This window comes from Flavobacterium sp. N502536, assembly GCF_025947345.1.
GTDB lineage: Bacteria > Bacteroidota > Bacteroidia > Flavobacteriales > Flavobacteriaceae > Flavobacterium.
The window spans coordinates 2381630-2395011 of record NZ_CP110011.1 but is presented as its reverse complement, the minus strand read 5'-3'; the positions used below and the strand labels follow the sequence as shown (position 1 = coordinate 2395011).

Genomic DNA, 13382 nt, shown 5'->3' with positions numbered 1-13382 from the left:
ATTTTCTCAAAATGTGAAAAATAAATTCGTGAATTACTTCATCTGTTCGTTATCGCTTTGATAGCGGCAAAAAAACCTCAATCTAAAATTATTATGCAAAATATATCCTCAAAAATTGCTTCCCTTCATTGGGACAGCATCACCGAATCTATGCACGAAAATGGATTTGCCATCATTCCGAATGTGCTCCATAACGAACAATGCGAAGCTTTAAAAGCCGATTATTCCAATCCGGATTTATACCGAAAAACGGTCGTTATGGAACGCTACCGTTTTGGCTTAGGCGAATACAAATATTTCAATTATCCGCTGCCTGATTTAATCCAGAGCCTGCGTACTTCTATTTACCCCAAATTGGCTCCCATTGCAAACGCCTGGATGAAAGCCCTTAATATACAAACTGTTTTCCCCGATACGCACGAAAAATTACTGGAGCAATGCCATGCCAATCATCAATTTAAGGCGACTGTTTTAATTTTAAAATACGGCAAAAGCGGTTTCAATACTTTGCACCAGGATTTGTACGGAGACATTTATTTTCCAATTCAAATTGTACTTTTTCTCAATGAACCCGACGAAGATTTTACCGGCGGTGAGTTTGTATTGACACAGCAAACACCGCGGGCACAATCTAAAGCCATCGTGCTGAAACCTAAAAAAGGAGACATTTTAGTTTTTACCACCAATTTCAGACCCGTAAAAGGAACAAAAGGATATTATCGCGCTGCTATGAAACATGGTGTTAGCGAGATCCATTCGGGTGAACGACATACATTGGGGATTATTTTTCATGATGCTTTGTCTTGAGGTTCTGAGGTACTAAGGCTCTAAGATTCTAAGTTTTTGCAACTTAAAAATAAATGCCTTGACACTATTAAATCTCTGATTGAGATTTAAAAAAACCTTTGTCCCTTTGCACCTCTGCCCCTTTGCCCCTCAAAACCTCAGAACCTCAGAACCTCAAAAAAAATGCTCCAACACTCTAAAATTTCCGATTCGGATTTACGAAGTAAAATTAAAAATGTAGAAATTTGCTTCGGTGGAAACCGAAAACTAAAGATCTACGGAACGCTAAAATGCAATTCCGGGAAAAGAATGAAACGAGAAAACCGGGTTTTCTTTTCTACTCGGGAAGAAGCCGAAAAAAATGGTTTCCGACCTTGCGGACATTGCATGAAAACCGAATATCAAAACTGGAAAAATGGACTTATTTAATCCGCATACCGACGAAACAACGAATCTGCTTCCTAAAGACGGGACGGTTAATTATTACGGAAAGCTTTTTTCGAGAGCAGACTCAAATCGTTATTTAGAGGTGCTTCTCGACACGATTGAATGGAAAAATGATGAAGCAGTTATCTTTGGTAAACTAATTTTAACCAAACGAAAAGTAGCCTGGTACGGCGATTCGGGTTTTGAATATACCTACTCCAATACGACCAAAAAAGCACTTTCATGGACTCCAGAATTACTGGAATTAAAAGCTATCATGGAAGAAAAAACGGGAGAAACATTTAATTCCTGTCTGCTCAATTTATATCATTCCGGTGAGGAAGGAATGGCGTGGCACAGTGATGCCGAAAAAGATCTAAAAAAGAACGGTGCCATTGCCTCAGTGAGTTTCGGCGCTGAACGGAAATTTGCCTTCAAACACAAAGAAACCAAAGAAACGGTGTCTTTACTTTTAGAACACGGAAGTTTACTAGTTATGAAAGGCACTACCCAAACCCATTGGTTGCATCGGTTGCCTCCCACAAAAACGGTTTCAAAACCCAGAGTCAATTTAACGTTCAGAACTATTGTAAACCCCTAGTACAACGCTACTTTTTTTTGAATGCCACAGTTTGATACGAAAGAATCAAAGCGTCCTCAAACATTTCGGGTCTTACTTTTGAAAGCGCTACAATCGTCCAGCCCTGCTTGCCCCATTTGTTGGGAACCGGATAAAAAATCATTTCGCTAGAAGCACAAAAAACAGACTGGTCGATTTCGTTTAATTTTAAAACGGCGGTGTTGTTCTTTTCATCAAAAGTGGCGAATATTTTTTTGCTGATACGAAAAGATGTTTTCTCAAAATGAGGTTCTTCTGTTGCATCCGGAAAGGACAATGCAAGGGTTCTGAATGTTTCAATTGTAACCATATGTAACTCTTTTTTTTAAGATTCTATTGCTTAAAATTGATGAAGTCCCCTCTCTTACCACCCCTGATTCAACCCGTTTTTAAGGACTTCCTTGTATTTATCGGTATCAAAAGTATACAAGTTCGGCGCTTTGTGTGCAACGTTGCTTTTCTTTTCGTCCAGTTTTTTCAGAATCCCGATGTTGGTGATTTTGCGCAGAAAGTTTCGTCTGTCTAATTTTCGATCCAAAATGGTTTCATACAGCTTTTGAAGCTGCGGAATGGTGAATTTTTCAGGTAACAGATTATAACCAACCGGCATTAAATTCAGCTCAATCCTAAGGGTAGTCAACGCTTTATCGAGAATCTCTCTGTGATCTAAAATGAGTTCGGGAACTTCTTTGTGATCAATCCATTCTATAATTTCCTGACTGTTTTCTTTTTGAGGCACTGCTTTCAAAAAATCAATCAAAGCATAATATCCAATGGTTATAAAACGCTGGAGGAGCCATTTTCCCTCTTCTCTCGGAATATCATAATGATCCAGTACCGCATTCCCAAAATCCTGATCGTATCGATTTACACGGCCAAAAGTCGCAAACTGCCTTAAAAAAATCCCCTGCATTCCGGTGCGTTCTTTTAAAACGGTAACTGCTGCGGTGTCAATATCCTCCTCAAGGGGTATAAATCCTCCGGGCAAAGACCATTTGTCATCAAAAGAAGTTTTGATGAGTAAAACTTTAAGCTGATTGTCATGAAATCCAAAAATGACACAGTCAATCGAAAGTCCGGGTTGATAATTTTCGCTATTTTCTATTATTTTTTTCGGCATCCGGTATTTCTTAAATCAGCAAGTTCTTTAATAGTCCTTGCAATTTAATGCATTTTTATAAATCCGAAGCCTTTTTAGACAACTGAGTTTTTGTTATATTACGGATTTCCGTAAAAGACAACCCCTGTAATTATCACAATTTTTGCTTAAAATAAAAATGGAGTTAAAAAAAATAATTACATTGCGTCATAATAACACATTTGAAACGTGTTTTGTTCGTTTTTGAACAAAAAATCAGAAACACACTGTAAACCAACACCCTGTTTACCCTTTTTAATCCAACAGGAAACGTAGAACACTAATGCAGGAGATATGAGTAACAATCCGTTAAAAAATATAAATGAAAAAATCAGGAATAAGATCTGGGAGTCATTCGGGTTTGTTTCTAAAACGTATCTTCTGGAAGCTTCTTTAAAATATAGTGAAGAACAGGAGCGAATTTTCAATGAAATGATTGTTGAAACGGAATCGAAAGATAAAAAAGCAAAGCGGGAAGCTTTTGACAAAGCCCTTTATGCCTCTTACAAAGGAATTGGCGCCATGGACTTTATCCACACCGTTTTAAAATAATTCTTAGTCGGCATGCTATAAAAAAAACGGAGGTGTTACTACCTCCGTTTTTTATTAGTATCCGTCTAGAAAAATCTGGGCGACATTATTGATTTTTGATTTTTGAACAATTCAAATCGCAGGAATATCTCGTGTGAACCTGAATTGTAATTGCGCAAAGCAGTGGTGTCAAAATCGTATGCATATCCTACGAACAGGCCTTCTGTAATTTGAAACCCGGCCAGAGCACTTACGGCAGCATTTGTTCGATAGGCCGCTCCAAGTACAAACTTCTCGTTGTACATAAAGTTTGCCGAAAGATCTACCTGCAAGGAGGCCCCTGCGCTCATTTTGGTCAGTACTGCGGGTTTAAATTTAATTGAAGGAGACAAATCAAATACGTAACCGCCTATAAAATAGTAACATATTTTATCCTTGTAAATAGATACATTGTTATCGTTGTATCGATTGGTTTCGATAAAAGCAGGGATCGACAAACCAATGTAAGCCTTATCGGAATACCAATATAAACCGGCTCCTATATTGGGTGAAAACACACTTTCTAAATTTTGAAACTGTGGATCTCCCTGTCGTTCGGGATTTAATTTATTGGGGTCCAAACTGAACAAATTGCCTGTTCCCCTAATCCCAAAAGAAAGATTAAAGGTGGCCGATGTGGGTACTGTATACGATATATCGGCCGATAATGTAGTTTCATCCGTTGGCCCTATTTTATCGTTTACCAACGAAACCCCCATTCCCAACTTACTATTGTTCAGCGGTGTATGTACCGAAAAACTGCCTGTTTTGGGTGCTCCTTCAAGTCCAATCCATTGGGTACGGTACAATCCGAAGATACTCGTTGTCCCTCTTGAACCAGCATAAGCCGGGTTTATAGTAAGCGTATTGTACATGTATTGGGTAAACTGTGAATCTTGCTGTGCAAATCCAATTGTGGAATAAATTATACAAAATAAAAATAATTTTCTCATGTCCTTTCTTTTAAGAAGGGCTCAGCTTTGTTTGACTGAGCCCTTTTTGGTTTAATTATTATTTACCGATATATAAGTATCCTACTTTTTCATGCGTTCGAGACTTGTCATCAGTGTATCTTATGACATAATAATAAGTCCCAACCAATTCGTCATTTCCTCCTCTGAAAACACGATCTACATTATTGTAGTGCTTACATTCGTATACCAGCCTGCCCCAGCGATTGTAGATTTCTACGGTATTATCCGGATAACATTCGAGACCATGGATATAGAAACGATCGTTCTCTAAATCTCCATTTGGAGAAAAGGCATTGGATACCTTAATCACGCAGGCGTCTGTTGGTCCTCCAACTTCTATTTTAACGGATCCTGTAGTACAATTTTTAGGATTGCCCACCTGACAGATCTGATACTCTACCGTATAAATTCCTCCCGGTGTGTTTGGCGGAACGGTTACCGTACCATCAGGGTTCAGGATAAATCCTGGAGGCGCTTTTGTAATGATTACGGTTACATCGCCCGGATTTGTTCCGATCACTACTGGCTGATTGTTTATTTTAACATCGGTTACTAGTGAAGGAGTGGTACCGGTTTTAGGATCCACCACAACTGTTGGCGTTGTAACCGGGGTTTCTATTTTTGGTGCATCCACGGTTACTTTAACCGAACCTGTAACACAATTGGCAGGGTTGCTCACTTGGCATACCTTATAGTCTATCGTATACGTTCCTCCCGGTGTGTTTGGCGGAACGGTTACCGTACCATCAGGGTTCAGAATAAATCCTGGAGGCGCTTTTATAATGGTAACGGTTACATCACCCGGATTTGTTCCAATGGTTACGGGCTGATTGTTTATTTTAACATCAGTTACTAGTGAAGGAGTGGTACCCGTTTTAGGATCCACCACCACTGTTGGCGTTGTAACCGGGGTTTCTATTTTTGGTGCATCCACGGTTACTTTAACCGAACCTGTAACACAATTGGCAGGGTTGCTCACTTGGCATACCTTATAGTCTATCGTATACGTTCCTCCCGGTGTGTTTGGCGGAACGGTTACCGTACCATCAGGGTTCAAAATAAACCCTGGAGGCGCTTTTATAATGGTAACGGTTACATCGCCCGGATTTGTTCCGATGGTTACGGGCTGATTGTTTATTTTAACATCGGTTACTAGTGAAGGAGTGGTACCCGTTTTAGGATCCACCACAACTGTTGGCGTTGTAACCGGGGTTTCTATTTTTGGTGCATCCACGGTTACTTTAACCGAACCTGTAACACAATTGGCAGGGTTGCTCACTTGGCATACCTTATAGTCTATCGTATACGTTCCTCCCGGTGTATTTGGCGGAACGGTAACTGTACCATCAGGGTTCAAAATAAATCCTGGAGGCGCTTTTATAATGGTAACGGTTACATCGCCCGGTTTTGTTCCGATGGTTACGGGCTGATCGTTTATTTTAATATCCGATGTTAAAGGAGGAGTGGTACCCGTTTTTGGATCCACAACAACTGTTGGCGTTGTAACCGGGGTTTCTATTTTTGGTGCATCCACGGTTACTTTAACCGAACCTGTAACACAATTGGCAGGGTTGCTCACTTGGCATACCTTATAGTCTATCGTATACGTTCCTCCCGGTGTATTTGGCGGAACGGTTACCGTACCATCAGGGTTCAAAATAAATCCTGGAGGCGCTTTTATAATGGTAACGGTTACATCGCCCGGTTTTGTTCCGATGGTTACGGGCTGATCGTTTATTTTAATATCGGATGTTATCGGAGGGGTGGTACCCGTTTTTGGATCCACCACAACTGTTGGCGTTGTGACCGGGGTTTCTATTTTTGGTGCATCCACGGTTACTTTAACCGATCCTGTAACACAATTGGCAGGGTTGCTCACTTGGCATACCTTATAGTCTATCGTATACGTTCCTCCCGGTGTGTTTGGCGGAACGGTTACCGTACCATCAGGGTTCAAAATAAATCCTGGAGGCGCTTTTATAATGGTAACGGTTACATCACCCGGTTTTGTTCCGATGGTTACGGGCTGATCGTTTATTTTAATATCGGATGTTATCGGAGGAGTGGTACCCGTTTTTGGATCCACAACCACTGTTGGCGTTTGAGCCGGAGTTTCTATTTTTGGTGCTACCACGTCTATTTTAACGGTAGCTGTGCCACAAATTGAACTGTTCAAAAGGTTACAAATCGTATAATCAAAGGTATAGGTTCCTGCTGGTGTATTTGGTTTTACACTTACTGTACCGGTAGCGGTGTTAAAATCTATTCCTGATGGCAACGCTTTACCTGCCAAAGCAATTTTTAACTCATTGGCTTTTGCCACACCACAATTTAGTACATCATTGTCTAAAACATTTACAACACTACCTCCTACTGCACCATTTACGGAAGCTACTGCATCATCGGTCGCTTTTATCAAACTATATACGGTAACTTTCTGCTCGCAAGTAGCCTTATTACCGCTATTATCCGTAGCGGTCCAGACTACTGTCGTAACCCCCACCGGAAATGCAGCCGGTGCATTATTGGTTACCGCTACAGCCGCAGAATTATCGTTAACAGTTGGTGCAATTAGGGCAATTGTTGCCGTACACAAACCGTCGTCTGCCTTTGTTGCAACATCTGCCGCACAAGTGATAACCGGTTTTTCGGTATCGGTAATCGTAATAGTCTGATCGCAAGATGTCGAAACATTTCCAGCATCGTCTTTAGCAGTCCAACTAATCGTGGTTTTTCCCATAGGATAAGCAGCCGTTAGAGCCAAAGCATCCGAACGAACTCCTGTGAAAGTAACCGCAGTTGAACAGTTGTCTGTCGCAGTTGGGTTGGTGATCGTAACGTTTGCATTGTTTTTGCCTGCATCAGCCGTTTGTGTAATATTGGCCGCACAAGTGATAACCGGTTTTTCGGTATCAGTAATCGTAATGGTCTGATCACAAGAAGTCGAAACATTTCCAGAATCGTCCTTCGCAGTCCACGAAATAGTGGTTTTCCCCAAAGGATAAGCAGCCGTTAAAGCCAAAGCATCCGAACGAACTCCTGTGAAAGTAACCGCAGTTGAACAGTTGTCAGTCGCAGTTGGATTGGTGATCGTAACGTTTGCCGTGCATTTTCCTGCATCGGCCGTTTGGCTAATGTTAGCCGCACAAGTGATGACCGGTTTTTCGCTATCGCTAATAGTAATCGTCTGATCACAAGAGGCTGAAACATTTCCGGCATCGTCTTTAGCAGTCCAACTAATCGTGGTTTTTCCCACAGGATAAGCAACCGTTAAAGCCAAAGCATCCGAACGAACTCCCGTGAAAGTAACCGCAGTTGAACAGTTGTCAGTCGCAGTTGGATTGGTGATCGTAACATTTGCAGTGCATTTTCCTGCATCGGCCGTTTGACTAATGTTAGCCGCACAAGTGATAACCGGTTTTTCTGTATCAGTAATCGTAATGGTCTGATCACAAGATGTCGAAACATTTCCGGCATCGTCCTTCGCAGTCCACGAAATAGTGGTTTTCCCCAAAGGATAAGCAGCCGTTAAAGCCAAAGCATCCGAACGAACTCCCGTGAAAGTAACCGCAGTTGAACAGTTGTCAGTCGCAGTTGGGTTGGTGATCGTAACGTTTGCCGTACATTTTCCTGCATCGGCCGTTTGTGTAATATTGGCCGGACATGTGATAACCGGTTTTTCGGTATCGGTAACGGTAATGGTTTGATCGCAAGAGGTTGAAACATTTCCGGCATCGTCTTTAGCAGTCCAACTAATCGTGGTTTTTCCCACAGGATAAGCAGCCGTTAGAGCCAAAGCATCCGAACGAACTCCCGTGAAAGTAACCGCAGTTGAGCAGTTGTCAGTCGCAGTTGGATTGGTGATCGTAACGTTTGCAGTACATTTTCCTGCATCGGCCGTTTGGCTGATGTTAGCCGCACAAGTGATAACCGGTTTTTCGCTATCGCTAATAGTAATAGTCTGATCGCAAGATGTCGAAACATTTCCAGCATCGTCTTTAGCAGTCCAACTAATCGTGGTTTTTCCCACAGGATAAGCAGCCGTTAAAGCCAAAGCATCCGAACGAACTCCTGTGAAAGTAACCGCAGTTGAACAGTTGTCAGTCGCAGTTGGATTGGTGATCGTAACATTTGCAGTGCATTTTCCTGCATCGGCCGTTTGGCTAATGTTGGCCGCACAAGTGATAACCGGTTTTTCGGTATCGGTAATAGTAATGGTCTGATCGCAAGAGGCTGAAACATTTCCGGCATCGTCCTTCGCCGTCCACGAAATAGTGGTTTTCCCCAAAGGATAAGCAGCCGTTAAAGCCAAAGCATCCGAACGAACTCCCGTGAAAGTAACCGCAGTTGAACAGTTGTCAGTCGCAGTTGGGTTGGTGATCGTAACGTTTGCAGTACATTTTCCTGCATCGGCCGTTTGGCTAATATTGGCCGCACAAGTGATAACCGGTTTTTCGGTATCGGTAATCGTAATGGTCTGATCGCAAGAGGCAGAAACATTTCCAGAATCGTCTTTAGCAGTCCAACTAATCGTGGTTTTTCCCAAAGGATAAGCAGCCGTTAAAGCCAAAGCATCCGAACGAACTCCCGTGAAAGTAACCGCAGTTGAACAGTTGTCAGTCGCAGTTGGATTGGTGATCGTAACGTTTGCGGTACATTTTCCTGCATCGGCCGTTTGGCTGATGTTGGCCGCACAAGTGATAACCGGTTTTTCGGTATCACCAATTACCACATCTATAGGATCAGAAGTCTGATCGCAACCAGTTAAACTACTTGTAGCTTTTACTTTATATTTTCCACTGGCTGTTACCACAAGTGTTTCTTTAGTTTCCCCATTGATAACAGCATCGTCTTTATACCAAACAAAACCAGGATCATTTACAGTAACACTATTATTATTAGCAATAGCTTTAATATTGGTAGTTGCTGTTAAGGTGGTGGTTGAACAAGCTTTTGAAGCTCCCGACAGGCTAACCGTAGGTTTGGTGTTTACGGTAACTTTTATATCAGATTTGGCGCTTTTACAGCCCGTACTTGTAACCTGTTCTACTTTATAAGTGGTTTCACTCGATAAAGCCGGAGTGGTGTAGTTGGGTCCTGTATACAGTAAATTGGTCCCGGCTGCATCATACCAATTAACGGTTGCGCCAGCTATAGCAGAGGCCTTAAGCGTTGCCGAACTCCCTTCACAAATACTTTTATCGGCACCTGTAACAGGCGGCGCATCTAAAGTAGCCGTAAAATGTATCGCATCTAAAAGATTACCCTGAGTTGACGAACCTCCTGCAGATGAAAGAGACTCAAAAATAAACCTTGTCTTTTTTTGGGAAGCCGGTATAGTATACGTTCCGGTATAGACCTGCCAGGCCGTATTATCTGTTGAAGCTCTCGTTACTTCGGTATAAGGGCCTCCCGGAGGACCGGCTTTTAATACCATAACATCGACACCCATTCTTCCCCTATGGGCAAACGAATATCTAAAGGCAGAGACTCCTTCACTAATATCAAAATCCTGATACAATGCCCCTACAACATTACCATTAACTTCAACAAACTGGGATCCTTCAACAGCAGAAATATTCTCAAAACCCGTTACGAGAATATCCATCATTCCATCCGAAGCTGTTGTTTTCCAGCCCGGAAACTGACTTTGATTCACCGACTGATACTTAGCAGGGGCCCCTTTAATCGAAGGTTCCTCAAAACTCGCATTTATAGTCTTTACGTCACAGACGTCTTTATCGGTAACGGTAATGGTTTGATCACAAGATGTCGAAACATTTCCGGCGTCGTCCTTAGCCGTCCACGAAATGGTGGTTTTCCCAACAGGATAAGCATCCGTCAAGGCCAAAGCATCCGAACGAACTCCCGTAAAAGTAACCGCAGTCGAACAGTTGTCAGTAGCCGTTGGGTCGATGATCGTAACCGTTGTATTGTTTGTGCCTGCATCGGCCGTTTGTGTAATGTTGGCCGAACAAGTGATAACCGGTTTTTCGGTATCGGTAATGGTAATGGTCTGATCACAGGATGTCGAAACATTTCCAGAATCGTCTTTAGCAGTCCAACTAATCGTGGTTTTCCCCAAAGGATAAGCAGCCGTTAAAGCCAAAGCATCTGAACGGGTTCCTGTGAAAGTAACCGCAGTCGAACAGTTGTCTGTCGCAGTTGGGTTGGTGATCGTAACGTTTGCCGTGCATTTTCCGACATCGGCCGTTTGGCTAATGTTGGCCGGACAAATTATCACCGGTTTTTCGGTATCGGTAATGGTAATGGTCTGATCGCAAGATGCCGAAACATTTCCGGCACCATCCTTCGCCGTCCAACTAATGGTGGTTGTGCCCAAAGGATAAGCATCCGTTAAAGCCAAAGCATCTGAACGGATTCCCGTGAAAGTAAAGACTGTTGAACAGTTGTCAGTCGCAGTTGGTTTTGTGATGATAACATTTGAAGTGCATTTTCCGAAATCGGCCCCCTGGTTCATGTTGTCCGCACAAGTGATGACCGGTTTTTCGGTATCGGTTATGGTAATGGTCTGATCGCAAGATGCCGAAACATTTCCAGAATCGTCCTTAGCAGTCCACGAAATAGTGGTTTTCCCCAAAGGATAAGCAGCCGTTAAAGCCAAAGCATCCGAACGAACTCCTGTGAAAGTAAAGACAGTTGAACAGTTGTCTGTCGCAGTTGGATTGGTGATCGTAACATTTGCCGTGCATTTTCCGGCATCGGCCGTTTGTGTAATGTTGGCCGCACAAGTGATGACCGGTTTTTCGATATCGGGAACTATTTCTACAGCTAGAGGAGCAGAAGTCTGCTCGCAAGCATTAATACTGGCACTGATAACTTTTAATTTATAATTTCCACTGGCTGTTACCACAAGAGTTGGTCGAGTTTCCCCGTTGATGACGGCATCATCTTTATACCAAACAAATTTAGCCAAATTAATAGAATTACGATAATAGGCATCTGCTTGTAAGGTAGTTTTTACACAGGCTTTTGAAGCTCCCGAGATACTAGCATTAGGTAAGTCTTCTACGTAAACCGTTATACTGGTGAAGCCGCTTTTACAGCTCGAATTCAAAACCTGCTGTACTTTATAAGTCGTCTCACTCGATAAAGCCGGAGTAGTGTAGCTTTGTCCTGTATACAGTAAAGTGGTTCCGGTTGCATCGTACCAATTAAATGTTGCGCCAGAATTACCAGAGGCCCTCATTGTTTTCGAATTCCCTTTACAAATCGAATTATTACCAATGAAACTAACGGCCGGTTCATTTAGAACACCCTTAAAACTTACATCATCTATAAAAGTTCCATAAACAATTGATCCCCCGTCCGAACCTAATAAAGTTGCTCCTGTATACGCAAAAACAAACCTTGTCTTGGTTTGATTGGCCGGTACTTGATAACTTCCGGTAACTAAATGCCAATTTAAGTCGTACTCTAAAGTTTGAATTACATCAGTATAAGGACCTCCCGGAGGACCCGCTTGTAAGGTTAACCCTGCACCACCATGCCAACCACTAGCATCGCTTCCTAAAAAGGCAAACGAATAATCAACACTACGGAATCCCGAAGTATCAAAATCCTGATATACGGATCCACCGGAAACATTAGCAGAGTAGGATCCCTCATAAACATTTACAGCATAGCTACGATCACTTTTAGTTCTGGTCGGTTCGGAAAACCATGCTCCACTCTGAACCAATGATACATTAGATCCCCATCCCTGAAAACCTGACTCAAAACCTGGGTTTACAGCTAAGTTAGCGCCACATTGACTGTGCACCATATAAGGAAGCAATAGCATGGCTATTATTTGGAGCAAAAACGAATACCTGATGTATTTTTTAGGAAATACAGGGCGGAAATGGGCTGTTTTAAAATTAATATTTTGCATAGGTAATTTTGTTATTCATTAAATAATCAGGTCTTTAAGATTGTTTTAGGCCAAACCATAAACGGTTTCCACTTTCTGTAAAAAAATAAGGTTGGAGCTGAGGTCATTAAATAAACGAGCCGGGCAGCTTATGGGCTTGTTTGAGTGGTAGTGATACCCGCAGGAACGACTGACCGCAGTTGCTGTTAAAGGCCTATAGCCCTCGCCAATCGGCAGTAGTGGTTTACGGTTTAAAGAAACTTCGAGAATGTAATTTACTCCGTCTGTTCGCTGTCGCTCGAGTCTCCCTTCGGTCGAAATGACAACTTTGTGATGGGGCACTGTATCTAAGCCTGTAGATCGGTCCGGTTTTGCTTGCCCTATACTGCTTGCGTATAAGTAGTTTTTTTTCATAATCCTTACATTTTGAGACAAATATCTAATAACAGTAAGAATTTTACGAGCAAAATCAACATCCCCGAGTAAGGACGTAATAAGTGCGTCTGTATGGGTAATAAGCGGTAGTATAAGGTAGTTGGAGTATGTTTTTTTGTGAAATGTTTTTTGTGAAATGTGAGATGTGGGAATGTGAAATGTGAAAATGTGGGAATGTGGGAATGTGAGAATGTGAGAATGTGAGAATGTGGAATTTGGAATTTGGAATTTGGAATTTGGAATTTGGAATTTGGAATTTGGTACGGGGGGCTTCGACTTCGCTCAGCCTGACGAAGGGTTGTCGCAAAGGTTTATCGCAAAGGGTTGTCGCAAAGTTGTCATTTCGACCGGAGGGAGAAATCTTCGCAAGTAGCTCCGCAACGAGTTTATTTATCAGCTGAAAAGTAGGTGTGGTTTGTTGATTTATAGCCAGACAACGGTTTATCGCAAAGTTGTCATTTCGACCGGAGGGAGAAATCTTCGTAAGTAGCTCCGCAACGAGTTTATTTAGCAGCTGAAAAGTAGGTGTGGTTTGTAGATTTATAGCCAGACAACGGTTTA

The 13382-nt window shown here is 42.2% G+C and carries 9 protein-coding genes; 4 read left to right on the top strand and 5 right to left on the bottom strand.

The window, feature by feature from the left end; all coding sequences use genetic code 11:
• Positions 1-93: 93 nt before the first annotated feature.
• The 3 genes from OLM61_RS10410 (at position 94) to OLM61_RS10400 (ending at position 1813) form a co-directional block, all read left to right on the top strand.
• Positions 94-807, top strand: a complete 714-nt coding sequence (locus tag OLM61_RS10410; RefSeq protein WP_264526266.1) for a 2OG-Fe(II) oxygenase — start codon at positions 94-96, stop codon at positions 805-807.
• A 162-nt stretch (positions 808-969) separates the two neighbouring features.
• Entirely contained in the window at positions 970-1215 is a 246-nt protein-coding gene (locus OLM61_RS10405; RefSeq protein WP_264526265.1) for an Ada metal-binding domain-containing protein, read from the top strand.
• Entirely contained in the window at positions 1202-1813 is a 612-nt protein-coding gene (locus OLM61_RS10400) for an alpha-ketoglutarate-dependent dioxygenase AlkB family protein (protein WP_264526264.1), read from the top strand. The genes OLM61_RS10405 and OLM61_RS10400 overlap by 14 nt, the downstream gene beginning before the upstream one ends.
• 7 nt (positions 1814-1820) lie before the next feature.
• Here the strand turns inward: OLM61_RS10400 and OLM61_RS10395 are convergent, their stop codons facing one another.
• Both OLM61_RS10395 and OLM61_RS10390 read right to left on the bottom strand, forming a co-directional pair.
• A complete protein-coding gene (locus OLM61_RS10395; protein WP_264526263.1) occupies positions 1821-2141 on the bottom strand; it encodes an MmcQ/YjbR family DNA-binding protein in 321 nt (106 codons plus the stop codon).
• A gap of 54 nt (positions 2142-2195) precedes the next feature.
• Entirely contained in the window at positions 2196-2951 is a 756-nt protein-coding gene (locus OLM61_RS10390; protein ID WP_264526262.1) for an NUDIX hydrolase, read from the bottom strand.
• Between the two features lie 312 nt (positions 2952-3263).
• On the opposite strand from OLM61_RS10390, the gene OLM61_RS10385 reads away from it, so the two are divergent.
• Positions 3264-3521 carry a hypothetical protein gene (locus tag OLM61_RS10385; RefSeq protein ID WP_264526261.1) on the top strand — a complete coding sequence of 86 codons (258 nt, stop codon included), beginning with the start codon at positions 3264-3266 and terminating at the stop codon, positions 3519-3521.
• 65 nt (positions 3522-3586) lie between these two features.
• Here OLM61_RS10385 and OLM61_RS10380 read toward each other — a convergent pair whose 3' ends face one another.
• From OLM61_RS10380 to OLM61_RS10370, 3 genes are read right to left on the bottom strand one after another with little or no spacing between them, the layout of a single operon-like run.
• Complete coding sequence (locus OLM61_RS10380) at positions 3587-4492, bottom strand: type IX secretion system membrane protein PorP/SprF (protein ID WP_264526260.1); 906 nt, start codon at positions 4490-4492, stop codon at positions 3587-3589.
• 58 nt (positions 4493-4550) lie between these two features.
• Positions 4551-12407: an HYR domain-containing protein gene (locus tag OLM61_RS10375; RefSeq protein ID WP_264526259.1), complete on the bottom strand. Its 7857-nt coding sequence runs from the start codon at positions 12405-12407 to the stop codon at positions 4551-4553.
• A gap of 45 nt (positions 12408-12452) precedes the next feature.
• Positions 12453-12800, bottom strand: a complete 348-nt coding sequence (locus OLM61_RS10370; protein WP_264526258.1) for a hypothetical protein — start codon at positions 12798-12800, stop codon at positions 12453-12455.
• Between the last annotated feature and the right edge of the window lie 582 nt (positions 12801-13382).